This is a genomic window from Desulforhabdus sp. TSK (genome assembly GCF_022836495.1).
GTDB lineage: Bacteria > Desulfobacterota > Syntrophobacteria > Syntrophobacterales > Syntrophobacteraceae > Desulforhabdus.
On the sequence record NZ_BQXM01000025.1, the window covers coordinates 16358 to 41437 of the forward strand.

22 protein-coding genes and 1 pseudogene are annotated in these 25080 nt (G+C 55.6%); 17 read left to right on the forward strand and 6 right to left on the reverse strand.

Translation table 11 applies throughout. The features are described 5' to 3' along the window. Positions 1 to 325: 325 nt before the first annotated feature. Positions 326 to 805, forward strand: a complete 480-nt coding sequence (locus MWC30_RS14585) for a glycoside hydrolase family protein (RefSeq protein ID WP_244084928.1) — start codon at positions 326 to 328, stop codon at positions 803 to 805. A gap of 124 nt (positions 806 to 929) precedes the next feature. Here MWC30_RS14585 and MWC30_RS14590 read toward each other — a convergent pair whose 3' ends face one another. The 3 genes from MWC30_RS14590 to MWC30_RS14600 all read right to left on the reverse strand — a co-directional run bounded on the left by MWC30_RS14590 (position 930) and on the right by MWC30_RS14600 (position 4707). Beyond that, positions 930 to 2420 (reverse strand): DegQ family serine endoprotease, encoded by a 1491-nt coding sequence (locus tag MWC30_RS14590; RefSeq protein WP_244084929.1) that lies wholly within the window; start codon positions 2418 to 2420, stop codon positions 930 to 932. Positions 2421 to 2624: 204 nt separating this feature from the next. Beyond that, complete coding sequence (locus MWC30_RS14595) at positions 2625 to 4031, reverse strand: cell wall metabolism sensor histidine kinase WalK (protein ID WP_244084930.1); 1407 nt, start codon at positions 4029 to 4031, stop codon at positions 2625 to 2627. Between the two features lie 4 nt (positions 4032 to 4035). After that, on the reverse strand, positions 4036 to 4707 hold the full coding sequence (locus MWC30_RS14600) for a response regulator transcription factor (protein ID WP_244084975.1): 672 nt from the start codon (positions 4705 to 4707) through the stop codon (positions 4036 to 4038). 274 nt (positions 4708 to 4981) lie between these two features. Between MWC30_RS14600 and MWC30_RS14605 the strand changes: the two genes are divergently transcribed. Then, entirely contained in the window at positions 4982 to 6784 is a 1803-nt protein-coding gene (locus MWC30_RS14605) for a chloride channel protein (protein WP_244084931.1), read from the forward strand. Positions 6785 to 7135: 351 nt separating this feature from the next. Next, positions 7136 to 9309 (forward strand): annotated as a pseudogene (locus MWC30_RS23030) (HAD-IC family P-type ATPase). On the opposite strand, the gene MWC30_RS14625 reads toward MWC30_RS23030, so the two are convergent. Then, a complete protein-coding gene (locus tag MWC30_RS14625) occupies positions 9278 to 11206 on the reverse strand; it encodes a potassium transporter Kup (RefSeq protein WP_244084934.1) in 1929 nt (642 codons plus the stop codon). The pseudogene MWC30_RS23030 and the gene MWC30_RS14625 overlap by 32 nt on opposite strands. Before the next feature lie 292 nt (positions 11207 to 11498). Here MWC30_RS14625 and MWC30_RS14630 point away from each other — a divergent pair, with 292 nt between their 5' ends. From MWC30_RS14630 to MWC30_RS14645, 4 genes are all read left to right on the forward strand, one after another. Further along, positions 11499 to 12524 (forward strand): hypothetical protein, encoded by a 1026-nt coding sequence (locus MWC30_RS14630; protein WP_244084935.1) that lies wholly within the window; start codon positions 11499 to 11501, stop codon positions 12522 to 12524. 176 nt (positions 12525 to 12700) lie between these two features. Beyond that, entirely contained in the window at positions 12701 to 13018 is a 318-nt protein-coding gene (locus MWC30_RS14635; protein WP_244084936.1) for a cupin domain-containing protein, read from the forward strand. Between the two features lie 291 nt (positions 13019 to 13309). Then, entirely contained in the window at positions 13310 to 13504 is a 195-nt protein-coding gene (locus MWC30_RS14640; RefSeq protein ID WP_244084937.1) for a ferredoxin, read from the forward strand. Between the two features lie 236 nt (positions 13505 to 13740). Next, positions 13741 to 15825 (forward strand): cation:proton antiporter, encoded by a 2085-nt coding sequence (locus MWC30_RS14645; RefSeq protein ID WP_244084938.1) that lies wholly within the window; start codon positions 13741 to 13743, stop codon positions 15823 to 15825. A gap of 22 nt (positions 15826 to 15847) precedes the next feature. Here the strand turns inward: MWC30_RS14645 and MWC30_RS14650 are convergent, their stop codons facing one another. After that, on the reverse strand, positions 15848 to 16804 hold the full coding sequence (locus tag MWC30_RS14650) for a patatin-like phospholipase family protein (protein WP_244084939.1): 957 nt from the start codon (positions 16802 to 16804) through the stop codon (positions 15848 to 15850). Between the two features lie 216 nt (positions 16805 to 17020). Between MWC30_RS14650 and MWC30_RS14655 the strand changes: the two genes are divergently transcribed. Further along, positions 17021 to 17662: an alpha/beta hydrolase gene (locus tag MWC30_RS14655; protein WP_244084940.1), complete on the forward strand. Its 642-nt coding sequence runs from the start codon at positions 17021 to 17023 to the stop codon at positions 17660 to 17662. Here MWC30_RS14655 and MWC30_RS14660 read toward each other — a convergent pair. Continuing rightward, positions 17613 to 18449 carry an alpha/beta fold hydrolase gene (locus MWC30_RS14660; RefSeq protein ID WP_244084941.1) on the reverse strand — a complete coding sequence of 279 codons (837 nt, stop codon included), beginning with the start codon at positions 18447 to 18449 and terminating at the stop codon, positions 17613 to 17615. The two genes, MWC30_RS14655 and MWC30_RS14660, sit on opposite strands and share 50 nt — an antisense overlap. Before the next feature lie 259 nt (positions 18450 to 18708). Between MWC30_RS14660 and MWC30_RS14665 the strand changes: the two genes are divergently transcribed. The 9 genes from MWC30_RS14665 (at position 18709) to MWC30_RS14705 (ending at position 25072) form a co-directional block, all read left to right on the forward strand. After that, a complete protein-coding gene (locus tag MWC30_RS14665) occupies positions 18709 to 19098 on the forward strand; it encodes a DUF1566 domain-containing protein (RefSeq protein WP_244084942.1) in 390 nt (129 codons plus the stop codon). 42 nt (positions 19099 to 19140) lie between these two features. Then, positions 19141 to 19653, forward strand: coding sequence for a tRNA (cytidine(34)-2'-O)-methyltransferase (locus tag MWC30_RS14670; protein WP_244084943.1), 513 nt, complete (start codon positions 19141 to 19143; stop codon positions 19651 to 19653). A gap of 390 nt (positions 19654 to 20043) precedes the next feature. After that, positions 20044 to 20535 carry a hypothetical protein gene (locus tag MWC30_RS14675; protein WP_244084944.1) on the forward strand — a complete coding sequence of 164 codons (492 nt, stop codon included), beginning with the start codon at positions 20044 to 20046 and terminating at the stop codon, positions 20533 to 20535. Further along, on the forward strand, positions 20532 to 21038 hold the full coding sequence (gene rfaE2, locus MWC30_RS14680; RefSeq protein WP_244084945.1) for a D-glycero-beta-D-manno-heptose 1-phosphate adenylyltransferase: 507 nt from the start codon (positions 20532 to 20534) through the stop codon (positions 21036 to 21038). The genes MWC30_RS14675 and rfaE2 overlap by 4 nt, the downstream gene beginning before the upstream one ends. A gap of 18 nt (positions 21039 to 21056) precedes the next feature. After that, positions 21057 to 21803 (forward strand): tetratricopeptide repeat protein, encoded by a 747-nt coding sequence (locus MWC30_RS14685; RefSeq protein ID WP_244084946.1) that lies wholly within the window; start codon positions 21057 to 21059, stop codon positions 21801 to 21803. Between the two features lie 402 nt (positions 21804 to 22205). Beyond that, the gene (locus MWC30_RS14690) at positions 22206 to 23507 is read left to right on the forward strand and encodes a phenylacetate--CoA ligase family protein (protein WP_244084947.1); all 1302 of its coding nucleotides are present in this window, start codon (positions 22206 to 22208) and stop codon (positions 23505 to 23507) included. Positions 23508 to 23547: 40 nt separating this feature from the next. Then, positions 23548 to 23979, forward strand: coding sequence for an ACT domain-containing protein (locus tag MWC30_RS14695; protein WP_244084948.1), 432 nt, complete (start codon positions 23548 to 23550; stop codon positions 23977 to 23979). A 248-nt stretch (positions 23980 to 24227) separates the two neighbouring features. Continuing rightward, positions 24228 to 24896: an HDOD domain-containing protein gene (locus tag MWC30_RS14700; RefSeq protein ID WP_244084949.1), complete on the forward strand. Its 669-nt coding sequence runs from the start codon at positions 24228 to 24230 to the stop codon at positions 24894 to 24896. Further along, entirely contained in the window at positions 24893 to 25072 is a 180-nt protein-coding gene (locus MWC30_RS14705) for a hypothetical protein (RefSeq protein WP_244084950.1), read from the forward strand. Before MWC30_RS14700 ends, MWC30_RS14705 begins: the two co-directional genes overlap by 4 nt. Positions 25073 to 25080: the final 8 nt, after the last annotated feature.

The following is a 25080-nucleotide window of genomic DNA, read 5'->3' on the forward strand; positions in this document are numbered from 1 at the left end:
CGGTTTTCTGGTGGATCTTGCGGCAGATAAGGGTTATCTTTCTTGGGAGTTGGCCGCAGCGATCCCTGCCATAGCACTTTCGGCTAAAGCATTCAGTGGAAGAATGCATCCCCTGACGAAACAATAACCTGGGCGATCCGTCGTGTGAGCTGATCTGTTTGCGACATCCGCGATGAATTGCATGCTCTTGCACTGCTCAGGATTTTTTGGACCGTCTGTCGATCGGTTTTTTGATTGCAGACCCGTACCGTCACGACCCTGCCAAACGGTCGCCGTCGGCTTGTGAAGGCCAGGGCCAGGAGAACGGAAAAAGGATAGGAACAGAATGATGAACATGAACGAGGTGAAAGAAAGACTGAAGCGGGATGAGGGGCTCAGGCTTCACGCCTTTCAGAGCCCCGCCGGATATTGGGCCTGTGGCTACGGGCATAACCTGGAGGCTTCGGGGTGCAGCAAGGAAACCATTGAACGCTACAAGATCGAAGGGACCACCAAAGCCCAGGCTGATAAATGGCTGGAAGAGGACATCCGCAAAGCCGAACAGATGGCTCGAAATCACATTGCCTATTTTGACGAGCTTACGGAGGACAGGCAGTTCGTGCTGGTATACCTGGCTTTTATGTTCGGGTGGAAGATGGGGCAGTCCAAGAGGATACTCAAAGCGCTGGAACGCCGCAATTATGAGGATGCGGCCAACCAGATCCTCAAGAGCAAAATGGGGGAACTGGGAGGTGAACGGGTCCGGCGGTTGGCGGAGTTGATGCGCGAAGGGGAAGAGGAACCTGAACCGCCTTCGACCGAGTGATGGGGCAGAAGGTGAAAGTCCATTTGCCAAAACCCCTTCAATCAGATTCCCCCATCCCGTGTGCGCAGCAGGGGATGGGGGGAAATCCTTTCTCAGTTACAGGGTATGTGCGCCTTCATGCCTGTTACGAAATGGTGAGCGGGACAAAGAGCGTGGCGTTGTTGCGGCGCACGAGGAGAAGCAGGGAGTTTGAGTCCCCCGCGTGAGCGATGCTCTTTTTCACGTCCTCCACCGATTGGACCGGCTTCCGGTTGACTTCAAGGATAACGTCCCCCTTTCGCACGGAGGCGCGATCGGCCGGACTCCCGGGTTGCACGCCAGCGATGAGCACCCCATGTCCATCCTTCAGACTGTATTCATCGGCCACCTGAGGCGTCACATCCCGGAGCATCAGTCCCCATTTTTCATTCGACTTCTGAGGGGAGTCATCCTCGGATGTCTTTTCCGACGGGAGTTTGGCCACTTCCAATTTCATCTCCTTTTCGCTGCCGTCGCGAAGCACCGTTACCCTGGCCGTTTCGCCCACTGGAGTCCCCGCAACCATTGCCGGGAGCTCATGACTGTCCCGGACCGCCCTGCCGTCGTAGGAAACGATGAGATCGCCTCGCTGGATCCCCGCCTTTTCCGCAGGACTGCCGGGGATGACATCCGCCACCAGCGCCCCCGTGTGGTCGCCAAGCTTCATGGCTTGAGCGATTTCAGGCGTCACGGACTGGATATTCACCCCGATGAAGCCGCGCGTCACCTCTCCGTTCTTCACCAGCTGAGGAATCAGAGGCTTGGCCGTGTTAACGGGGATGGCAAACCCTATGCCCTGTCCATTGGGGAGGATGGCGGTGTTGATGCCCACCACCTCTCCGTTCATGTTGATGAGGGGGCCGCCGGAGTTGCCGGGGTTGATGGAGGCATCGGTTTGAATGAAATCATCGTAGGGGCCAGCCCCGATGATCCGCCCTTTGGCGCTCACGATGCCGGAAGTCACCGTCTGATTGAGTCCAAAGGGATTGCCGATGGCCATCACGCTGTCTCCAACTTTCAATGCATCGGAATTGCCCATCTCTGCAGCCGGAAGGTTATTAACACCGTCAATCTTCACCACGGCCAGGTCCGTCTTGGGGTCGCGCCCGACGATCTCGGCCTTGAAGTCACGCTGATCGGCCAGGGTCACCCGCAATTCCTTGGCTCCCTCCACAACGTGGTTGTTGGTGAGGATATACCCATCGGCGCTGATGATGACCCCCGACCCGCTCCCTTGCACCCGTTGCTCGGGGGGCGCCAATTGGCGGCCGTTGTTGAACCGCTCGAAAAAATCCCCGAAAGGTCCTTCGGGAAATCCCGGAAACTGAAATTGAACCTTTTCCATCTTGACCACCTTGATGTTGACGACAGATGGGGTCAGCTTCTCAGCCAGAGGGGCCAGGGAGGTGATGCGGGGCAGGGGTGCTGAAGTCGCTTCCTGCGCTGCGGGGCTCTGAGCCGCAGAAGTTCTGGTCCAGTTGAGCCCCGAGGCTGTCACCAGCCCTCCCAGGAGGCAGGATACCGCTACCACACTCAAAGTCTTTATGCCGAATGTCTTCTCTCTCATGAAACGACTGAATCTCGATTGCTGAAACATAGTCTCTCCTTCCGAGTCTTGATGATTATGCATGGATACGATCATCTTCGAAGCTGCTTTCTTGAGCAGCAACATAGGAAGGAAAAATTAAAGGCAGATTAAACGTGGATTAGAAAATTCTCATGTTCTCAAAAGGGTTGCCCGAAGTCGGACTGATGAGCCAGGCACTATAGGGTGAGCGGTGGGTTCCGATATCAGAAGGCATCATGTTGGGGAATGGGCAGGCAGGATGACAGTGAAGTTGCTTCCGGACCCCGGAGTGCTGTCCACGTGAATGCTGCCGCCATGGGCGGCGGCGATGGAGTGGGCGATGCTGAGGCCCAGTCCCGAACCGCGCTCGGTGAGGGCATTTTCTGACCGGAAGAAGGGCTGGAAGATCCGTTCCCGGTCTTCAGGCGAGATGCCCATGCCGGTATCGGAGACTTCAAGGCGCACACCGTCCGCACCGCAGTGCATGGCGAGAGAGACAACGCCGCCGGGCGGCGTGTACTTGATGCCGTTTTCCACAAGATTGATGAGAAGCCGACGCAGCCGCTCCCGGTCGCCATGGATCTGTGCCGGCTCCATATCCCTCAGCAGGAGGTTTACGCCTTGCGAGTCGGCCTGCCCCTTGAGCCTCCAAAAGACCTCTTCCAGCAGCTGCGCCAGATCCAGAAGCTGATGGTCCACACGCAAAACGCCCGCTTCCGTGCGCGCTAAAATGAGCAGCCCTTCTACCAGCTGGGCGATGCGATCGATTTCCTCGAGGGCGCTCGTCAGAGTTTCCCGGTATTCCTCGGGAGACCTGGAGCTTCTCAAGGCCACTTCCAATTCCCCTTTGAGAATGGTGAGAGGCGTCTGGAGCTCATGGGACGCATCAGCGCTGAACTGCCGGATCTGGTTGAATGCTGTATCCAGGCGCGACAGCATGCGATTGAGGGTTTTTGCCAGCCGGTCCAGTTCGTCTCCGGCTCCTGTCTCACGCAAACGTTCGGCCAGGTGCTCGGCGCTGATGCGTTGTGCATCTTCGGCCATGCGATCCACCGGTTGGAGGGCGCGGCGTGCCAGGAGCCAGCCTCCCAACCCTGCAAAGAGCAGTCCGACGGGGAGCAGCGCGGCTATGATGAGCAGGAAGCGCAGGCGGGTCTCCGAGACATTCTGCAGGGACATGCCGATTCGGATCAATCGGTCCAGGCGCCCTCCCTGCATGAGGGGGACCGTGAGCGTCCGCACGGGGTAAGGACCAACCCCTGTCAGGGTTTCGAAGGTCGAGAGTCCTCGCGCCGCGTTTTCAAGAGCATGCATGCTGAGGGGAAGCTCTTGCGACGGTGAGGGGGAAGAGCGCTGTTCGGGACGGTTGCGGGGATCGATCATCTGGTAGTAGGGCTCCCAGGGAGAGAAGCCCAGGAATCTCCTGAAAATTTCATTGATATCGGCTGGGTAGAAGACCGTGGAGCCGCCGTGCACCCGTTCGCTCAGGACTTTGGCGACACCGTTGAGGGCGTTGTCCACTTCACGCACCAGGCTGTAGGAGAGGAGCACAAAGGCCGTCGCACCCAAAGTCACCACGGTGAAGGCCAATATAGAAACATACCAGATCGTTAGACGTGCGCGAATCGATCGGATGCGCAAGGGTTCACTCCGTCTTGAGGGTGTAGCCGACTCCCCGAACCGTATGGATCAGTTTTATTTCCCGCCCCGCATCGATCTTTTTGCGAAGGTAGTTCACGTAAACATCGATGACATTGGTCATGGAATCGAAATCATAGTCCCAGACGTGCTCGGCGATCATGGTTCGTGTTACGACCCGCCCCGTATTGCGCATCAGATAGTCCAGGAGCGCGAATTCTTTGGAGGTCAGGTCGATTTTCTCGGCTCCCCGGTGAACCAGTCGCTGCAGAGGGTCGAGCGTGAGGTCTGCCACTTGGAGCACCGTCGACTTCGTTTCGGAGCGCCGTCGGAGCAGGGCGCGTGCGCGGGCGAGGAGCTCCTGGAAGGAGAAAGGCTTGGTGAGATAGTCGTCAGCGCCGGCATCCAGACCGATCACTTTGTCCTCGATGGTGGCCCGCACGGTCAGAAGCAGAACCGGTGTGCCCACCTGCCGGCGCCGCAGCTCCTGGAGGACAAGGATTCCATTCATTCCAGGTAGATGGATGTCAAGGAGGATGAGATCGTGTACTCGGTCCAAGGCCATGGCCAGGCCCGTCTTTCCATCGGAAGCGACGTCCACGGCATAGCCTTCCTCCTGGAGTCCCCTCTTGATAAAACCGGCCACCTTCTTTTCGTCTTCCACCACCAGAAGCCGCATCCTTTTGACCTCTCTTGAAAACGACTCGATCCAACCCTCCATTCGTAACACCGCAGCAGTGTAACATCAAAATGAAATTCAGTGCAAAGACCGAACCCAAGGAATCGAAATATCCCGACTGTCCAACATCAAGGGGGAATGCAGGAAAGGGTACAAAAAGACTACAAACAGGGGTTTAATGATGTTAGTGTCCCACCAGGCAGTCTTTAATGATTTCACCTTTTGCAGCGTGCCCTGTTATCCAGACGGGTAAAGAACTGATTCGAGGAAAAAAATGGATACAGTATCGCTCACTCTCTCGGATAAGCAGGAAACCCGAAGACAGCTTCACTATACCGTACTTTCTCTTTTGTCCGTTCTGGTGGGAGTTGTTTCAGGCATAGGAGCCGCAGGTTTCCGCGCCCTGATCTCCTTTTTCCACAACATGCTGTTTCTGGGCAAACTGTCAGTCACTTATGAAGCCAACGTTCATACCCCTCCCAGCCCGTGGGGGCCCTTGGTCATTCTGGTGCCTGTTGTCGGAAGCCTGGGAGTTTCCTTTCTGGTGACCCGGTTCGCACCGGAAGCCAAAGGACACGGGGTGCCGGAGGTGATGGACTCTATCTACTACAATCGGGGCATCATACGGCCCGTAGTCGCACTGGTTAAATCCTTCGCTTCGGCACTCTCCATCGGCAGCGGAGGGTCTGTGGGACGTGAAGGACCCATCATTCAGATTGGGTCGTCTTTCGGCTCAACCCTGGGGCAGATCATCTCCATGCCTACCTGGCAGCGTGTGACTCTCATTGCAGCGGGTACCGGGGCCGGTATTGCCGCTACATTCAACACTCCCATCGGCGGGATGCTCTTTGCCATGGAAATCATGCTCCACGAGGTGAGCGTGAGAACACTCGTACCGGTTGGGATTGCTACGGCGACAGCCACCTATATCGGCCAGATGTTTTTTGGAGTCTATCCGGCCTTCGTCATTCCCGAGCTTCAGACATTTACTTTTCAGCCAAACAATCCACTGGTCCTCGTTTGCTATGTTGGCCTCGGGTTGATCATTGGTATGGTATCAGCTCTTTACATCCGTTCTATTTATTTTTTTGAGGATTTTTTCAGCAGCCGGATCAAGGCAAATGACTTCGTGCGCCATATGCTCGGAATGCTGTTCGTGGGTATCCTCATGTATGTCTTGATGAGCTTTTATGGTCATTATTACATTGAAGGAGTAGGCTACGCAGCCATTGAAGATGTGCTGACGGGGAGGCTTTTTCAGCCACAGCTTCTGCTACTTCTCTTTGTATTGAAGTTGCTGGCAACTTCTTTGACTCTTGGATCCGGGGCGTCGGGCGGCGTCTTTTCTCCTGCCCTTTTCATAGGGGCAATGCTGGGAGGCGCTTATGGTGCTGCGATGGGGTGGCTCTTGCCTTTTATCCCCGGCAATTTGCCCGCCTTTGCCATAGCGGGCATGGCGGGGATCGTGGGGGGATCCACCGGTGCGGTGATGGCCGCCATCGTCATGATCTTTGAGATGACCCTGGATTACAATATCATACTCCCCCTGACGATCACGGTTGCGATCAGCGACGGCATGCGATGGTTTTTATGCAGGGAGACCATTTACACCCTCAAACTGGTTCGGCGGGGGCACTTTATGCCCGAAGCCCTGCAGACGAATTTTCACTACTTGCGTCGCGCCGGAAGCATCATGACCGCTGATCCGAAAGTGCTTTCTGCATCAATTCCTCTTTCCGATTTTGCACGGATCGTCTCGACTGATTCTTTCGCTTCCCATTTCCTGGTAGAAGACGGAGGAAGGATCGTGGGCTTTGTTGCCAGAGATGCCGCACTCAGAGTGTTGGAGGAGGCCGGCAGCCGCCTGCTCCTTGCTGATGTGATGGAAAGATCCTTTGTCACCGTTATGAAGAATGCTCCCCTCCATGAAATTTTGAATCGCATGCGGGCAGGCAAAACTCAGCTTGCTCTGGTCGCGTCCCAATTGCCTCTCTACTCTACCTCTGACGTATTAGGATTAATAACGAAGGACCAGATCGTTGAGGCGGTTGAAGATGCGATGGACCTGTTTGCATGAGTGATATTCCGTCACAGTGATCGGAGACGGGAAAAGAAACCTTCAGATTAGTCTTCGGGAATGCGTATACTGCGACACATGAAAATGGATCCGTGGTCAGTAGCTTGAATTCGCAGGTTTCATTCATTCCAGATAATGCCTATATTTTCAACAGATCCAGTCATCCCGGTGTTCCATTGGTCCTGTGTTCAGCAGCTGTTTTCAGTTGGCGTTCGTGGCGTTGGACGCATTTGAAAAAAGGCACGCTTTTTGACAACGATCATCCAACGCGGGAGGTACAAAACTATGGCTACCAATGGGGTTTTCCCCCTGGAAGCCGCAGAAGCGAAGCAGGCCTCCATCGATGAAGTGATGGGCAAACTTTCTTCCAAGACGGAAGGACTTACCCAATCGGAAGTGGAGGAAAGGCTTCAGCAGTACGGATACAACGAAATCTCGGAAAAGAAAACAAACCCCATCCTCAAGTTCTTGACCTATTTTTGGGGCCCCATTCCCTGGATGATCGAAGTCGCTGCCGTATTGTCGGCGGTCATCCATCACTGGGAAGATTTTTGGATTATCTTTGTACTCCTGCTGCTGAACGCCGTCGTGGGGTTCTGGCAGGAACAGAAAGCAGACGATGCAATTGATTTGCTGAAGCGGCGCTTGGCAGTGACAGCTCGAGTCCGGCGTGACGGGAAATGGGGTCAGGCTCCGGCTCGCGAGCTTGTCCCGGGTGACGTGGTGCGGGTTCGATTGGGAGACGTGGTTCCCGCCGACATAAAGCTGATGGAGGGCGACTACCTGCTGAGCGACGAATCCACTTTGACGGGTGAATCTCTTCCCATTGAAAAGCATGTATCGGATTTGGCTTATTCCGGCTCCATTGTTCGCCAGGGAGAAATGGATGCGATGGTGGTTGCCACCGGGATGAATACCTTTTTCGGGAGGACGGCGAAGCTGGTGGAAGAAGCCAGGACGCAAAGTCACTTCCAGAAAGCAGTGGTCAAAATAGGGGATTACCTCATCGTTCTTGCGCTATTCCTGGTTGCGGTGATCTTCCTGGCGGCTCTTTTTCGACACGAAAGCATGCTGGGAACCTTGCAGTTTGCTCTGATTCTGACCGTGGCGGCCATCCCTGCGGCTCTCCCCGCGGTCCTTTCGGTAACCATGGCAGTCGGTGCAAGTGCTCTAGCTGCAAAGCAGGCCATTGTCAGCAAGCTGGTGGCCATCGAAGAACTGGCCGGCATGAATATTCTATGTTCAGACAAAACCGGTACCATCACCAAAAATGAGCTCACCGTCGGAGAGGTAAGGCCATTTGATCCCGTTTCCAAACGTACGGAGGCAACCATAGAGGCTACGGCTGGGGGGGCCGTTTCAGAGTGGCAAAGGGGGCGCCCCAGGCTATCCTGTCGCTGGTCTCCGATCAGGAGAAGATTAGAGCCACCCTGGATGAACGTGTGGATGCATTTGCATCCAAAGGGTACCGTGCTCTTGGTGTGGCCCGGACTGATGATGAAGGTGCCTGGCAATACGCGGGGCTGTTGGCTCTCTATGATCCTCCCCGCGACGATTCGGCTGAAACCATCAAGACAGCGCAGGACATGGGCGTTCACGTGAAAATGGTGACGGGGGATCATGCCGCCATCGCCAAGGACACCGCACGTCGGGTGAATCTGGGGACCCATATTGTCCTGGCCTCTTCCTTTCTCGATAAGTCCGACAGTGAGGCTGAAGAGGCGCTTGAAAATGCCGATGGCTTTGCCCAGGTGTTTCCTGAGCACAAGTATCGTATTGTCGAGCTCCTCCAGGGTAAAGGCCATATCGTGGGAATGACCGGAGACGGAGTGAACGATACTCCCGCCCTGAAAAAGGCGGATGCGGGAATTGCGGTTGCCGATGCCACGGACGCTGCAAAATCTGCAGCCGACATCGTGCTCACCAAGCCAGGCCTTTCGGTCATCATTGACGCCATCAAAGAGAGCCGCAAGATATTCCAGCGAATGAACAGCTATGCCATTTACCGTATCGCGGAAACGATCAGGGTGCTCTTTTTCATCACCCTTTCAATACTCGTCTTCAATGTATAGCCCGTCACCGCTATCATGATTGTCATGCTGGCTCTTTTGAACGACGCGCCCATCATGGCCATCGCCTACGACAATGTCCGCTATTCCGATCATCCGGAAAAATGGAACATGCACGTGGTGATGGGCTTGGCGACATTTTTGGGCCTGATCGGAGTCATTTCGTCCTTCGTCGTATTCTACATCGGTAGGGACATTTTCCACCTCAACCGGGAAATGATTCAGTCCTTCATCTTTCTCAAGCTTGCCGTTGCAGGTCATCTGACCATATTTCTTGCTCGTACCCGCGGGCCCTTCTGGACCATCAGACCGAGCGCCCCTCTATTCTGGTCTGCCCTCATCACCAAGGTGCTTGCAACTCTTGCGGCCGTCTATGGTTGGTATGTTGCACCGCTTGGATGGACGCTGGACCTTCCCACAGCGTTCAAAGTTCAAGCTGAACTCCGATTTCGATGATTTGATCCGAAGGGATGTCGTAAAAGGTCGCAGCGTCCGTTGCATTGCGCGACATGAAGAGAAAGAGGGCTGCCCGCCGCCGGCCCATTTTCGGGTGCTCTCCCAATGTCAGTCGTTCCCGCCCGAGGAACAGGCTGGCGTTCTCGATTTTGAATTCGAGCCCGCTTTCGCGGGCGAGTGCAAGAGCGTTGCTGATGTTCGGGGTCTCCATGAAGCCATAGGTCGCGACAACTCGATAAAATCCCCCACCCAGCTTCTCGGTTTCAATCTTTTCGAAATTGGGCACTCTCGGCATGTCCGCGGTTTTGAAATGCAGGAATGCAATCTCAGAATGGAGTACCTTGTTGTGCCTCAGGTTGTGAATGAGGGCCGCCGGAACTCTGTCTGTACTCCCGGTCAGAAATATCGCCTGGCCGTTGATTTTTTTTGGGGAATCTTTTTCAAGGGTTTTCTGCAGATCGGACAGTGCCGGCGTCAGCCTGCTCAGCTCGCGGTTGAGGTCCTCTCTTCCCCATTTCCAGGTGCGCATGACAAAGAAGAACACAGCGCCAATCAGCAGAGGGAACCAGGCCCCGTGAAAAATCTTGCTCGCATTTGCACAGAAAAAGGGGAGATCCACCGCAAGGAAAAGGCCTGCAAGCAGGGAAACTCTGAGAAGGCTCCATCCCCATCGCTTTTGCGCCACGACACAGAAAAGGACCGTGGTGATGAGCATGGTCGAAGTCACCGCGACTCCATAGGCTGCCGCGAGATTACTCGAAGACTGGAAGCCGAGCACCAGTCCTATGGTGCAAAACATCAACAGCCAATTTACCTGAGGGATATAGATCTGCCCCATGTGTGCCGCGGACGTGTGACAAATTCGCATGCGGGGGAGATAACCCAACTGAATTGCCTGCCGACTGACGGAAAAAGATCCGGTGATTACGGCCTGCGACGCGACTATGGTTGAAAGGGTGGCGAGAAGGACGGTGGGGCCAAAAGCCCATGAAGGCACCAGGCCGTAAAAGGGGTGGTGCGCTGCTTCCGGATGTTCAAGTAGAAGTGCTCCCTGGCCAAAATAGTTCAGAACGAGGGCCGGCATGACCAACACGCCCCAAGTCAAACGTATGGGGCGTGTGCCGAAGTGCCCCAGGTCGGCATAAAGAGCTTCGGTCCCGGTTACGGTGAGGAAGACAGCACCCAGTACCATGAAGCCGGCTGTCTTGTTTCGAATCAGGAAGTCTATGCCGTGCCAGGGAAAAAGACTGACAAAAACACTTGGATTCCTGATTATTTGAATCAGTCCCAACGTTGCAAGGACGCCCAGCCACAAGAGAATGATCGGCCCGAACAGCCTGCCGACCCGTGCGGTTCCGCGCTGCTGTAGGTAGAAGAGGGTAGCGAGGATAATGATGGTCAGCGGAACAACATAGTGCCCAAATTGGGGCATGACGATCCGTATGCCCTCCACTGCACTGAGCACCGAGATGGCCGGCGTTATCATGCCGTCTCCGTAGAGGAGGCATGCGGCAAAAAGACCGGCAGTCAAGAGGCTCCGGCCCCACTTGGTTTCACTCCCTTTACGCCTCAGGAGCGCCGTCAGGGCAATGACACCGCCTTCGCCATGGTTGTCGGCGCGCAGGACAAAGGAAAGATACTTGAAGCTTACGATCATCAGGAGAGTCCAAAACATGAGGGAGAGGACTCCAAGCACGTTTTCATGGCTTACCGTTATGGCGTATTCTCCATGAAAACATTCGCGAACGGCATAGAGCGGACTTGTGGCGATATCCCCAAACACAACGCCCAGAGCCGTCATAGACAGCCGGGCAAGATGCCCTGTATCATGATCGTTTCGAGTAGTCTCACCACCCAATGTTGGGCTGTCGCTCCCACGAGTGTTGTCCGGATCCATTCGCCTTCCCTCCAGGAAAAGATACTCTACCGTGCGCCAGAGACGATCAATGTAGTTGAATAATGGACCATTTCAAGAAACAATCCAACCTTCAGGACAAAAAAAGTCGATTTATGGCTGTGAAGATTGCATTCTTCAGCATCCATGATTTTCAAGACGGTATTATAGTTGTATGGAAGCTGTGCTAAAATTTAAAGCAGTGGGCGCTCTGGGGCATTCAATGGAGGATCCGAGGAAAGAAAACGTGAAAGGATGACTGGAGCGTCAAGACCTAAACAGAAAGGAGAAATGGATGGGAATTCCGGGAAACCTCCTCACCACCGCCATGGCGGTCATGCCCCACAGGGATGTGGACCGTGCCCTGGAGGCTGCGCTGTCTCTGGATGTTCCATTTTGGCCGCAGCTGCCTCACTACAACTACTACGAAGACATGTACGTCCAGGCTTCCGAGCACTTTCCGGGCATCGTTCTGGACATGGAGAACCGAACGCTTCGCTTTTCCATGGAGAAGTTCGCCCTGGAACTGGAGGAGACTCTGTCTCGTTTCGAAGAGCCTGAATATTTCGATATCAGCGAACAGTATTCCGTCGTCTACCACAGGTTTCTCCAGATGGACTTTTCTGACCGGCATGCCATTCGCGGTCAGCTGGAAGGGCCGGTGAGTTTTGGCTTCAACGTGTTGGACCAGGACGACCGGCCCATTCTTTTCGATGATACGGTGCGGCCTTTCATGCTGGAATTCATGGCCCGGCGTGTGAATGTGCAGTTGGCGCGGCTCAAGAAGCTCCATCCCAACGCCTTCATGTTTGTCGACGAGCCCGGGATGCAATTCATTTTCAGCGGCATGTCGGGATACAACAATGTCCTTGCCCGGCAGGACCTGGACAATTTCTTTTCCATTGTCGAGCGACCAAGGGGGATTCATCTCTGCGGAAATCCGGACTGGGATTTCCTGCTGGGCCTGGATCTCGACGTTCTCTCCCTCGACATGTACACCAACGGAGAAATTTTTGTTTCCTACGCCGGCTCCATTCGAAAATTTCTGGATCGTGGAGGAGTTCTCATCTGGGGCATCACCCCGACAAACTTCCAGTTTTTTGAAAAAGAGGCTGTGGATTCCCTGGAAAAGAGGCTCGTGGCCCTATGGGAAGAACTGGATCGCCGGGGGATCGATCGGGACTACCTGCTGTCGCGCAGCATGCTCTCTCCGGCCACCTGCTGCCTCGTGAACCCCGACGGCACAGCCACCGTGGAAAAGGCCTTCCAGCTGACCCGGGCGCTTTCCCAAAGACTGCGGGATCGTTTCGCTCTCGAATAGCGTATGGGCTTACTCATGTGGAAAAGATGAAATGCTCTCTCCATTGATTTGAGTCAATTGATCTTTTGGCCTCCCGGGTTAGTCCTTATCTTAAAAGGGCGCGAGGGAGCGCCCGGGGAAATTGACCTCAGAATATGTCCCTCTCCGGCAAAAGGGGGGGCGGACAAGGAGTGGAAATGAAAAAAGTCAACCTGTTCGAAGCCAACGGCTTTGATGAAAAGGGATTCAAGAGACTGCTGGTTCAGGATTCTCCCTACTTCAAGATTCTCAATTTCAACTTCAAGGCAGGGCAGGAGCTGCCCGTCCATGCCCACGACATCGAAGGGGAGGTGAGCCTGGTCGTGCTGGAGGGGGAAGGGGAGTTTCTGGGGGAAAACGGTGCGACCATGCCCGCGAAGGCCGGTGATGTCGTGGTGAGCCAGATCAGCGAGCCCCACGGCCTGCGAGCCAAAACGGACCTGCGATTGCTGGTGACCATCGCCCCTCCCATCTGATGGATGGAACATGGGGGATGGTCGATGTAGGGTTCTATACTCGCCAAAGAGCAAAGGCTACGTTCGTGGAACCGCAGAACATGGCAATGTTCGCGGTAGAGAGGTAGGGTGCATTTTACGCACCGCCTCAGCTCTTGCGTAGAACGCACCCTACGAATTTCAGATTCCTATCTTAGACGAGTATGAGAATCGTCGTTTCGACGTGATTGGGGTTGAGGGAGCTCTGAACGGAGCGTGAAGCGTTTCGATACGGAGCCCCCCAGAGCACCAGTAGAGAAAAGGAGGTGGAAGATGGCGCGCAGAGTCGTTTTAGATCAGGAATGCTGCATCGCTTGTGAAAGCTGTGTGGAGCTGTGTCCGGAGGTGTTTCAAATGGATGCGGCTTCTGAAAAGGCTCAGGTCATTTTGCCCGAGGGAGGGGATGAGGCTTGCATCGATGAAGCCATTGCTACCTGCCCCGTGGAATGCATCTCCTGGGAGGAATAGCAAGGTCTAGGGACTATTGACTTAGATAAATCGATCCGTTAAGTTGTTTGCGGGTCTGGAAGCGGAGACGCTTCCGGAGAGCAGAGCATTGAAGGATGGTCGGGCCGCTATCCACACGAGATGTTGTGGAGATGCGGCTTTTTTCATGCAGGGGCCTGGTACGGGGGAACCGCGCGGCTCCATGGGATGAATGCTTCCGCCGAACTGTACGGGTGAGAAGGAGGAGTGTCCCCCTCATGCAGATACCGCTTTTGAGTGATATCGTCATTATTTTTGCCCTGGCCGTTGGGGTCCTTTATGGCTGCCATCAACTGCGGATTCCGGCCATCGTGGGCTTCCTGCTGACGGGAGTGCTGGCCGGACCCCACGGGTTTGCCCTCATCGGGGCGGTGCATGAAGTGGAAAGCCTGGCCGAGATAGGGGTCGTGCTGCTCCTCTTCACCATCGGCCTCGAGTTTTCCATGAAGAACCTCTGGCAGCTCAAGCGATCGGTATTGCTCGGAGGCTCTTTCCAGGTGTTCGTGACTCTCCTGGCGACATTTGCCATTGCCAGGGCCCTCGGCGAGGACACGGGCCGATCCATTTTTCTGGGGTTTCTTGTGTCCTTGAGCAGCACGGCCATTGTCCTCAAGCTTTTGCAGGAGCGAGCTGAAATGGACAGCCCGCAGGGAAAGATCAACCTGGCGGTCCTCATTTTCCAGGATGTGGTTGCGGTTCCCATGATGCTTCTCGTTCCTCTCATGAAAGGGGGAGGGGGGGATTTTTCGGGAGCCTTCATGATGCTTTTTTTCAAAGGGATTGCCATCGTTGTTCTTGCCATCGTCAGCGCCAAATGGATCGTTCCCCACGTCCTGTACCAGATTGCCAGGACGAGGAGCAGGGAGCTTTTCCTGCTCACGGTGGTGGTGATCTGCCTTTCGGTGGCCTGGCTCACTTCGAGCATCGGTTTGTCCCTTGCCCTGGGAGCGTTTCTCGCCGGCCTCATCATTTCCGAATCGGAGTACAGCTACCAGGCCCTGAGCAGCCTTCTGCCCTTCCGCGACCTTTTTACAAGCATTTTTTTCATATCTATCGGCATGTTGGTGGATTCTCGCGTGCTCATGGATAATCCGGGGGTGGTGGCCCTCATCATTGTCGGTGTCATGCTTCTGAAGGCCATCATCGCGGGAGGCGCCACGGCGCTTCTGGGATATCCGTTCCGCACCATGGTGCTTTCGGGGCTGGCCATCAGCCAGATCGGGGAGTTCTCGTTTATCCTTTCCAAAGCAGGCGTCCAGCACGGTCTGCTTTCGGGAAATGGGTATCAGATTTTTCTTTCGGTATCGGTGCTGAGTATGGCGGCCACTCCCTTCATCATAGCCAAGGGGACTCCCATCGCAGCCCTGCTCATGCGGCTGCCCATGCCCCCGAAGCTGCAGAGCGGCTTTCATTTTCACCTGGCGCCGTCCGGCCACACCTGGCTCCATCGCCTTCCTCTTTTATCGAAACTGGGGAGGGGGCGTAGCACCGGAGGAGGCGAGTCTCTCAACGGCAACGGCAAAGAGGAGGTTCCCGGGGACCATCTTCTCATCGTGGGATATGGCTTGAATGGCAGGAATGTGGCCCGCGCCGCCAGGAATGCCGGCATCCCTTACATGATCGTCGAGATGAACCCGGTCACCGTCAAGAAAGAAAAGGCCAGGGGGGAGCCCATCTTTTACGGGGATGCGAGCCAGGAAGCAGTCCTGGAGCATGTGGGAGTGCACCATGCGAGGATCATGGTGGTTGCCATACCCGATCCCGTCGCCACTCGGATGGTGGTGGCCACGGCCCGGAACCTCAACCCCAGACTGCACATCATCACCCGGACCCGCTTTCTGCCGGAGATGAAGCCCCTCTATGAACTGGGCGCCAACGAGGTCATTCCGGAGGAATTCGAAACCTCCGTGGAAATTTTCACGCGGGTGCTCAGCAAATACCTCATTCCGAGGGATGAAATCGAAGCCTTTGCCGCCAAAGTGAGAAGCGACGGATATGGAATGCTCCGGAGCCTGTCGGAGGAAGCCACGGCCTTTTGCAGTCCATCCCTTTGCGATTACAGGCTGTACCTGCCGGATGCCGAAATTTGCTCCCTGCGGGTCAAGGAAGGCTCAGCCGTAGCGGGAAAATCCCTGGCGGACGTGGGTTTGAGGAAGCAGTACGGTGTGACGATGCTTTCCCTGCGTCGGGATGCCGAAACCATCACCAACCCGGGGGCGGAAACGATTTTCGCCCCCGGGGACATTTCCGTCCTCGTGGGGTCGCCGGAAAAGCTTGCGGAAGTGAAGCACCTGTTTGAGTGACGGGCCTTTCCCGCCGAAGGCATCAGATGACGACGAAGGGATGGCTCCAGTGATGCGTGCGCCCGGGATGAATGGCTCCTCCGCGCGTGACCGCCCGTCGTTTTTTCTGCTGGAGGCGAATAGAAAGCAGGTGCGTTTCCACAACCTTGCGCCCTGCCTCCATACAGGGCTCCAGAGCCGCGAAATTGGCCCAGTGCATTTTTCCCACCTTCGGGACCAGGATTAGATCGGCGGCACTCTTACGGTGGTTGTTGAGAAAGATGCGGGTGATTTCGTGGGCTCGGAGAAGAGTCTCCAGAGCCGAGGTGGGAAGGGGGCCCAGATCGTTCAAATCCAGGGCCGCGTCCACGGCGATGACACAATGGGCGCCCAGGCTGATGGCCGGGGCGACGGGGACATTGTCCACCCAGCCGCCGTCTACGAGGGTGCGTCCCTCGTGGCGCACCGGGGGAAGGATGCCGGGAATGGCCGAACTGGCTGAAACCGCCTTCAGAAGGGACCCCCGGGTCAGGACGACTTCTTCCCCCGAAGCCAGATCCATGGCGACGGTGGCGAACGGCAGCGAGAGACTCTCCATGGGATACTCAGGGATGAGGTCACTCATGATTTTGAGGTAGTCTTCTTCCGAAACCATGGTGGGTTGAATGACCGACTGGGTGCAGTAGATGCCGCTTTTGAACAGCCAGACAAAGCGGTTGATGAAGCTGTCCGAGGCGAGGCGAAATTCGTCCTTGTTGGCGGCGGAGACGGCCCGCAAAAAAAGGTCGCTCCCCACCAGCTGCCGCATGCGGTCCAACACCGCACCGACATTTCCATAAAAGGCGTACAATGCGCCGATAATGGCTCCCATACTGGTTCCCACGATGAGATCCACCTGGAGATTGTTCTTTTCGAGCTCCTGCAAGACCCCCAGGTGAGCCAGAGCGCGCGCCGACCCTCCACTCAGCACCAGAGCGGTCTTGAAATGCGGTTGTATCATGGTGTCTGGTCCTCCCAAAAAACGCCGGCAGGTGATTGAAAAGGATAGGGATAGTGTTTCATCATTCTTGCGACAGTCCGGGAGAGACGGATGCCTTCAGCGCAAAAGCCGGTTTCATGCATGCCGGAGTCCTATTCTATCCAATCCTTCCGGGATTTAGCAATTTGATTTTCCCTCCCGACGGGAGGGCTGACCTTTGGAATCAGGAGGAAAGATATGCCGGAGATGCCTGTAAAGATCCCCTCGGGAAGCATCGATCTGGAGGCACGTTATGAAATTGGGAACGGAACGGGGGCTGCCCTCATCTGCCATCCGCACCCTCTCTATGGGGGAAGCATGGAGAACAATGTCGTTCTAACCCTTCAGGGGGCTTTATCTCTCTGGGGCTGGGGGACTCTGCGCTTCAATTTTCGCGGCGTCGGAGGGATTGGGGGGCGCCATGGGAACGGGCATGGCGAAGTGGAGGATCTCCTGGCCGCTGTCGCCTTTCTCCGAGGGAAGGGCCATGAGACCCTTCATGTGGCAGGGTATTCGTATGGGGCCTGGATTGTGCTCAAAGCGGTCCTCGAGGGGCTCCATGCGGCATCCCTGCTCCTGGTTTCTCCCCCCCTGGATTTCATGGATTTTTCAGGGCTTCAACTGCCGTCCACTCCCTGCCTCATCACCCTGGGAGAGCAGGACGACTATTGCCGACAGGAATCCCTCCAGGAGTGGCTGGAAAAGCAGCCGGACACGGCGGGGATGAGAGATGTGGCGGTCTTCCCGGGGGGCGACCACTTCTACTGGGGAGTGGAACGCGATTTGTCGCTCAAGGTCGGAGCTTTCTTATCGGGACGTTTTCGGCGGAATGTCGGTTGAAAAAATCAAGGGCCAGAGTATTGAGCGTGTCGCGGCATTCCACATGAAGGGCATGACCGGCTCCCGGGATCACCACGTGCTCGGCGTGGGGAATGCGCTCGGCCAGGATACGGGAATTTTCGGGCGGGACGAGGATGTCCATGCTGCCGGTGATAATGAGGGTCGGGGTGGAAATGGCGTCGAGCCGACCGCAGCAATCGAAATCCCTGATGGCTTTCAGCTGGGCTTCGAAAGCTTCCGCCGACTGATGCGGGGCCTGCAGGAGGGCCTGTACATACGATTCCACGTCCTCCCGTCTGGATTGAAGACCGGCCTCGCTGAAGAAGAGGGGGAGGTTCTTGCGTATGACTCCCTCCTGAGTGAGGCCCGCATTATTCATGAGGGTCTGGACGACCCGGGGTGAGGGGGAGACGTGGAGCGAACCCCCGCAGTGGGTACAGCCGAGGACAAGGGCCCGCACGCGGTGGGGGGCCGTGAGGGTCAGTTCCTGGGCGATCATACCGCCCATGGAAAGGCCTAGGACAAAAGCCTGCTCCACCTGCAAATGATCGAGGAGCCCCAGGGCATCCCGTGCAAATTCATGGATGGCGTAGGGCGGAGGAGGAATGTCCGATCGGCCTGCTCCTCGGTTGTCGAAAGCGATGGTCTGGTAATGTGCCTGAAAAAAAGGATTCTGACCGAACCACGACCAGACGCCTCCCCCCAGGCCGCTCAGGAGCAGGAGCGGCGTTCCCTGACCCTGGACTTGATAGTAAAGGGAGATGCCGCCCGAAGTGCAATAGGGCATTCCGTTTTCCTTTCGCAGTGTCAACAAGGCATCATCCTAGAGAAATCCGCGGAAGGGGTCAATACGGAAGGCGGGGAAGATGCGGAGGGCTGTTTGCGGATTTTCGGAGCAACTTTAGTGTTCGTCTTGGAAGATTTTTGTGCTAAAAGGAAGCGTTTTATTGTTCTTTGTGGTGGGAACTGCACGCTTACGTGAATTCACTCATTCAATACCTTGTAACGCTGTGTGAATGCATTTTCCTCGACTCAAGGGAGGTAACATGAAAGATCGTTTTGAGCTGCAGGGTAATTTGTTGGTTCTGGATCATGAAACTGGCCTGATCTGGCAGCGCGGAGCATCCAAGGATCGGATGGTCTGGGGAGACGGCCATGCGTACATCGAAAAGCTCAACAAGGATCAATTTGCCGGATATGGTGATTGGCGTTTCCCCACAAAGGACGAATTGGATACGCTCATTTTGCCCGAAGAAAACCGTCTTTCGGGGCTGTACACCAGCCATCTCTTCGAAAACCAAAGAAACTGCTGGTCTTCGACCGAAGCAGGTCACCATCGTGCCTGTTACGCCGATTTCTACTACGGCGACATCTACATCATTGAAGACAATTATGCCAATTACTTCGTACGGGCCGTCCGCGGGCAGCGAAACTGAGGCATGGATGAGATGCGACGCATTGGGATTTGAGGGAAGAAGTTGAACCACGCAACGCCCTTGCAGGTGGTGCTCTATCAACCGGAGATTCCTCAGAATACCGGTAATGTAGCAAGGACCTGCGCCGCGACTCACACGCCCTTGCATCTGGTGGAGCCCCTCGGGTTCCATTTGACGGACCGCTATCTCAAACGGGCTGGTCTGGATTATTGGCCTTATGTCGATTTGAAGGTGCATCCCGGTCTGGAATCATTGCGTGAACAACTCGCCTCCCATCGATGGATTTATTTCTCTGCTCATGCGCCTCGCCCTTACTATGCGTTTCAATTTTTACCCGGGGACTGTCTCATTTTCGGCGCCGAAACGAAGGGCCTGCCGCGTGACCTGTTGGAATCGGACCCTGAGCACGTCTTGAAGATCCCCCTGGATCGAACACGGGTGCGGAGTCTGAATCTGGCAACCACGGTGGGAGTCGCTTTGTTCGAAGCGCTGCGTCAATTGAATTTCCAAAAGGAGCATTCTGTTTCTGTGAGTCAGCTTCGGGCTTCAGGATGACCTGGCGGCCCGAAGGAGCATGTTGAGGGAGGTTCCAAAGGCATTTACCTTTAAGACTCAGGGAAAGCCACATGCACAACGAGGAAATCGAAGTTGTTCGCACGAAGGTTCTTGAACTCTGTCCGGAAATCAAGCTGTTGGGCATTCATCCCGTAATACTGGGCAAGGGGCATCGGTATTGAGTGATTTTTTTTGAGAGCGGGGACCGCTCCAAAAAGAAGGCTCCGTTGAGCTCTTTCAAGATCACTCGAAAGGATTACGAAGAAAGTTTCGATTCGCCCCTGCCGACTTGGCAACCGGCACTCCATCGGGCGCTGAAGGAAGCCAAAAAGAAAATCAAATGCGTCCCTGTGACGAAGTTGCGTTCAGACACGGAATACAAATGTAAATTTGGAGCGGAAGAAAGTGGCGGAAATCGAGTGGAAAGGCGTTATATGGAGAGCCGCATATGGCAGTCTTTCCGTCAAAGAGTTGCTGACCATCCTTAAGGGCTTCGGCCCCATGGAGACCCTGGAGTTCGAAAAGCCCGGGTGCTTCCGGGGGCACATCAGCCTGTCTCTCTCGGGCGAGGGAGTCAAGGAAATCACCCTTTACCATTTGGAAGTCCTGGGTAACAAGAGGGAAGGGCAGGGCCGTGCCGCTCTGCAGTGGTTGAAAAAAACCTTCAAGGGGCAGCTTTTCCTGGAAGATCCCGGGGTGATCCGGGTCAGGAATATGAATTTCGAAAGTCGGCCCTTCTGGATCAAGATGCGCCAGGAAGGGCTTGTGGACGTCATGGAAAATGAATCGACCTTCATGGAGCCGCAGGGGGATGAGGCTTCCCCTCGTGTTGTGGCGAAGGCGTCGGAAGGTGAGTCGAGGAGCTCGGATACTGCCAAATGACCGCACGGGATAAGGTCCTGAGTGCCGGAGATCTGCAGGATATTTGCAGATGCCAGAAGGCTGAGGGGAAGCGCATCGTTTTCACCAACGGTTGTTTTGATCTGCTCCATGTGGGCCACCTCCGTTACCTGGAGGCGGCACGAACCCTGGGGGATCACCTCGTCGTCGGTGTGAACAGCGATGGCTCGGTGCATCGGATCAAGGGAACGCTCCGTCCCATCACTGCGGAGATGGAGCGGGCCGAAATGGTGGCCGCCTTGTATTGCGTGGATTATGTTACGATTTTTTCTGATCCAGACCCCCTCGCTCTCATCTGTCTCGTGCGACCGGACGTTCTTGTGAAAGGAGCGGACTGGCCTTTGGATCGGATTGTGGGGGCGAAGGATGTCCTGGCGTGGGGAGGTGAGGTCGCAAGAATTCCGCTGGTCCCTGAATCTTCCACGACATTGATCATTGAACGGATCCTGGCCCGGTTTGGGGCAAAGGACAGCATTCCAGTATAGCCTACAGGAGAAGGTGTTTTGAGTGAGAAGAAATTGAAGGGTGTCAGTACGATGGCGCCATTGTCCCTGGAGCCCGCCGGTTGGACGGAACGCTTCAAAGTCTGGATGGAAACGCATTCGAATCACGTGGCCGTGAGTGTGCTCGTCCTGCTGCTCATCCTGGGCGGCCTGTGGGGAATGGACGCATACAGCAAGAGCAAGGAAAAGCGGGCGAGTGCCGCCTATGCGGAGATCTCCCGGGAATGGCCGCCGGAGGGTGTGGCGGATCCCAAGGCATGGGAAAAAGTCATTTCCTCCCTGGAAAAATTCGTTCAGGAGCACCGAGGCACCCCACCCGCACTGGACGCTCAGTTGGACCTCGCCCTCGCCTCTTTCCACGCCCGTCGATATGAAGATGCCCTCAAGTGGCAAAACAAAGTCCTGGCGGACGCGCCGGCGGGACACAGCCTCCGGCTGTTTGCGGGCTATCAGATGGCTCTGACCTACGAGACCATGGGAAAGGCGGACGAAGCCATCGCTCGGTGGAAGGATCTCCAGTCCCAGGGAAGCCTGGGGCTCCAGCGCGAAATCGACTGGCGCCTTGGGAGGCTTTACGCCGGGAAAAACGAATATGCCAAAGCCGTGGAGCACTACGAGAAGGCGCTGCAGGTGACCGGGACCTATCCCAATCCTGCCCTGCTGCAGGCGGAGCTCTCGGACCTCAGGCTCAAGGCAGGAGCCAAGGGCGAAGCCCCCAAGGCCGAGGCACCCAAGGATAAGTCCTGACCATTTAATGGAAAAGCCTTTTTCGCTCCCCGTGCGGTGGAACGTTCTTTCTTCCCGTGGAGGTTTTTCTTGACAGGCTGTATGAAATTGACTATCCAGGGGACCCACAGCGTATCATTGCATCAGGCAAACAAGGTAAAATAAGGAAATAAAATGTTTGACGGGTTCTTCCGCTTTTGCTGCTTTCAGTTTTTTGGAGGCTTCTTTTTTGAGAGGCCTGCCTGTGGGGGTGCAAAGTAGGCTGAATCAGACCTGACATTGACCAAGACCATGGGTAGGCGCAAAAGCAGCGGGACCCATGGTTTTTTGTTTTTTGAGGCCGTGGATTCCTGAATCCGACGGCCTCTTTTTTTGTAAACGGGTAAGGGAAAAGAACACCAATTTTATGGAGGAAGCAAGCGCATGATGTTCAACATCGAGTTTGAAACACTACCACGGGAAGCCCTTGAAGCGATTCAATTGCGGCGCCTTCAGGCGACGCTGGAGCGGGTGTACGCGACGGTTCCCTTCTACCGCCAAAAATTTCAGGAGGCAAAGGTTGCTCCTTCGGATATAAAGTCTTTAGAGGATCTGCGCCGGCTCCCGTTCACGTACAAGAAGGATTTGAGAGATAATTATCCCTTTGGTATGTTTGCCGTACCCATGGAGAGTGTGGTCCGGATCCATGCCTCTTCAGGGACCACGGGAAAACCCACCGTCGTGGGATACACAGCGCGCGACATTGCCATGTGGTCGGAATTGATGGCGCGAGCCTTGGCCGCGGGAGGAGCTTCACGGGGAGATATCATCCACAACGCGTACGGTTATGGACTTTTCACCGGTGGCCTGGGAGTTCACTACGGAGCGGAGCGCCTCGGGGCCTCCGTCATCCCCATTTCAGGTGGAAACACCAAACGGCAGATTCTCATCATGAAGGATTTTGGCGCGACGGTGATCACCTGCACGCCCTCCTACGCCCTGCACCTTGCGGAAGTGGCCCGGGAAGTGGGAGTCGATTTCAAGGATCTCAAGTTCAAGGCGGGTATTTTCGGCGCCGAGCCCTGGTCGGAGGAAATGCGCCAGGAGATCGAGCGCAAGCTGCATCTCAATGCGGTGGACATTTACGGGTTGAGCGAAGTCATGGGTCCCGGCGTGGCCGTGGAATGCGCCGAGGCGAAAAAAGGCCTTCACGTTGCCGAGGATCATTTCATTGTGGAGGTGATCCATCCGGAAACGGGAGAGCCCCTTCCCTACGGCGAACAGGGAGAGATCGTTTTCACCTCTATCACGAAGGAGGCTTTTCCCGTCATTCGCTACAGGACGCGCGACATCAGCTCCCTCAATCCCGAGCCCTGCATTTGCGGAAGAACCCTCGTCCGAATGAACCGCGTGACGGGGCGAACGGATGACATGCTCATCATTCGCGGCGTCAACGTCTTTCCCTCCCAGATTGAAAGCGTACTCATGGAAATCGAAGGGGTGGAGCCTCATTACCAACTGGTGGTGGATCGCGAGGGCAACCTGGACATTCTCACCATCCTGGTGGAAGTGGGCGAGCATGTTTTTTCCGATGAAGTCAGGAAGCTGCAGGTTCTGGAAAAGAGGATCTCCAAGAATATCAAGGAATACTTCGGGGTTTCCGCCAATGTGAAGCTTGTGGAGCCCAAGACCATTGCACGCAGTGAGGGCAAGGCCCAGCGTGTCATCGACAATCGCAAGATTTAAGGAGTGAACGGCAGTGACTGCAAAAGGGGAGACCATACAGATGCGAGTGGAACAAATTTCAGTCTTTTTGGAAAACAAGGCAGGCCGACTTTCGGAGGTCACTCGAATTCTTGCGGAGGCTCAGATCAATATTCGGGCTCTGTCCCTGGCGGACACCTCCGATTTTGGCATCCTGCGCCTGATCGTCAGTGACAACGACAAGGCGAAGGATGCCCTGCGGAAACATGGGTTCACGGTGGGAAAAACGGACGTGGTGGCCGTGGAGGTTGGAGACCGCCCCGGCGGACTGCACGCCATCCTGGAAGTTTTGCGCAAAGCCAATGTCAATGTGGAGTACATGTACGCCTTTGTGCAGCAGAGCGGCAACAATGCGGTCATCATTTTCAGATTCGATCACCTGGACGAGGCGGTCAAGGTCCTCACGGAAAGCGGCATCAAGGTAATCGAAGGGAAGACGCTTTACGGAATGTAGCATGCAGGAGGATGCGGATCGGGATTCGGTGGATACGCCCGTGACGGCATGCATATAATTCAAGAATGAGAAATCACCTGCCGACGAGATGGGGAAGGAGACGGGGGGTGATCGACAGGGAACATCCCCCATAGTCCCCCTTCAAGGGGGACTTCCAAACCTCGCGGACCAGGTGATGACTTTCGCTGCCACGTATGGGCGACACATCAAGAGGGATGATCGGGATGGCGTTACCTCAGGTGAATGCAATGGATGCCAGAGAAGCTCGGTTCCAGATTTGTCAGATTGCGGATCTCCCTCCCATGCCCCTCGCATTGCACCGACTCCTGGCGGTTTTTCAGGACGAAAGCACTTCCACCAGAAAGATCGAGGGCATGATCCAGGTGGATCAGAGTCTCTGCTCCAAAATCCTGCGCATTGCCAATTCCAGCTACTACGGTTTTCGAGGTAAAATTGCTTCACTGTCTCGGGCGATGCTCGTGATCGGCTTCGATGAGGTGAAGGCCGTCTGTTTCTCTTTGCTGCTGCTGGAGATCCTGTCGGACGAAAAAGTACTGACCTCACGGCAAAGGGAGCGCTTCTGGAAGAAGGCCCTTGTGGTGGCGAAAATCGCCGCTGTGATGGCCAGGAGGCGGCCGTGGATGGGCGAAGAGGACGCCTATTGCCTGGGGCTGCTCCATGATCTCGGTGAAGTGATGATGGCGGTCCATCTGAAAGACCATTATCGGTGCCTGCAGGAGCTGGCCAGGGCAAGTAATGTGCCATTGTGGCATGCCGAGTCTCTTTACGGGCTGGGACATGGGCGGGTGGGGCGATGGGTGGCCTTGAAATGGGGACTCCCCAGGTGTTCGTGCGCGTACTGGAATTTCACCATGAACCCGAAGCTGCCCCTTCCTTCAAGGCCGAGGTCAAGATGATCCATCTGGCGAATCTCCTGAGTGATGCGGGAGATGACCCGGAGCTGTTGAATGACTCGCTCACCCTGGGCTACTGCAATGACTTGTGTATCTCGGAAGAGGAATGGGACGAATATCGGGAGCATTTGTCCCTCATCCGGGCTGAAGTGGATCAGCTGTGGGACCTGATGAAGTGACGGGGGCA

Excerpts from the sequence above, each read along its gene's own strand:
- MWC30_RS14640 (WP_244084937.1), top strand. The coding sequence starts at position 13,310 with ATGGCGCGCAGAGTCGTTTTAGATCAGGAATGCTGCATCGCTTGTGAA.
- MWC30_RS14590 (WP_244084929.1), bottom strand. The coding sequence starts at position 2,420 with ATGTTTCAGCAATCGAGATTCAGTCGTTTCATGAGAGAGAAGACATTC.
- MWC30_RS14630 (WP_244084935.1), top strand. The coding sequence starts at position 11,499 with ATGGGAATTCCGGGAAACCTCCTCACCACCGCCATGGCGGTCATGCCC.
- MWC30_RS14645 (WP_244084938.1), top strand. The coding sequence starts at position 13,741 with ATGCAGATACCGCTTTTGAGTGATATCGTCATTATTTTTGCCCTGGCC.
- MWC30_RS14650 (WP_244084939.1), bottom strand. The coding sequence starts at position 16,804 with ATGATACAACCGCATTTCAAGACCGCTCTGGTGCTGAGTGGAGGGTCG.
- MWC30_RS14625 (WP_244084934.1), bottom strand. The coding sequence starts at position 11,206 with ATGGATCCGGACAACACTCGTGGGAGCGACAGCCCAACATTGGGTGGT.
- MWC30_RS14705 (WP_244084950.1), top strand. The coding sequence starts at position 24,893 with ATGATCCATCTGGCGAATCTCCTGAGTGATGCGGGAGATGACCCGGAG.
- MWC30_RS14660 (WP_244084941.1), bottom strand. The coding sequence starts at position 18,449 with ATGCCCTATTGCACTTCGGGCGGCATCTCCCTTTACTATCAAGTCCAG.
- MWC30_RS14585 (WP_244084928.1), top strand. The coding sequence starts at position 326 with ATGATGAACATGAACGAGGTGAAAGAAAGACTGAAGCGGGATGAGGGG.
- MWC30_RS14690 (WP_244084947.1), top strand. The coding sequence starts at position 22,206 with ATGATGTTCAACATCGAGTTTGAAACACTACCACGGGAAGCCCTTGAA.
- MWC30_RS14635 (WP_244084936.1), top strand. The coding sequence starts at position 12,701 with ATGAAAAAAGTCAACCTGTTCGAAGCCAACGGCTTTGATGAAAAGGGA.
- rfaE2 (WP_244084945.1), top strand. The coding sequence starts at position 20,532 with ATGACCGCACGGGATAAGGTCCTGAGTGCCGGAGATCTGCAGGATATT.
- MWC30_RS14700 (WP_244084949.1), top strand. The coding sequence starts at position 24,228 with ATGGATGCCAGAGAAGCTCGGTTCCAGATTTGTCAGATTGCGGATCTC.
- MWC30_RS14655 (WP_244084940.1), top strand. The coding sequence starts at position 17,021 with ATGCCGGAGATGCCTGTAAAGATCCCCTCGGGAAGCATCGATCTGGAG.
- MWC30_RS14665 (WP_244084942.1), top strand. The coding sequence starts at position 18,709 with ATGAAAGATCGTTTTGAGCTGCAGGGTAATTTGTTGGTTCTGGATCAT.
- MWC30_RS14600 (WP_244084975.1), bottom strand. The coding sequence starts at position 4,707 with ATGCGGCTTCTGGTGGTGGAAGACGAAAAGAAGGTGGCCGGTTTTATC.
- MWC30_RS14605 (WP_244084931.1), top strand. The coding sequence starts at position 4,982 with ATGGATACAGTATCGCTCACTCTCTCGGATAAGCAGGAAACCCGAAGA.
- MWC30_RS14695 (WP_244084948.1), top strand. The coding sequence starts at position 23,548 with ATGCGAGTGGAACAAATTTCAGTCTTTTTGGAAAACAAGGCAGGCCGA.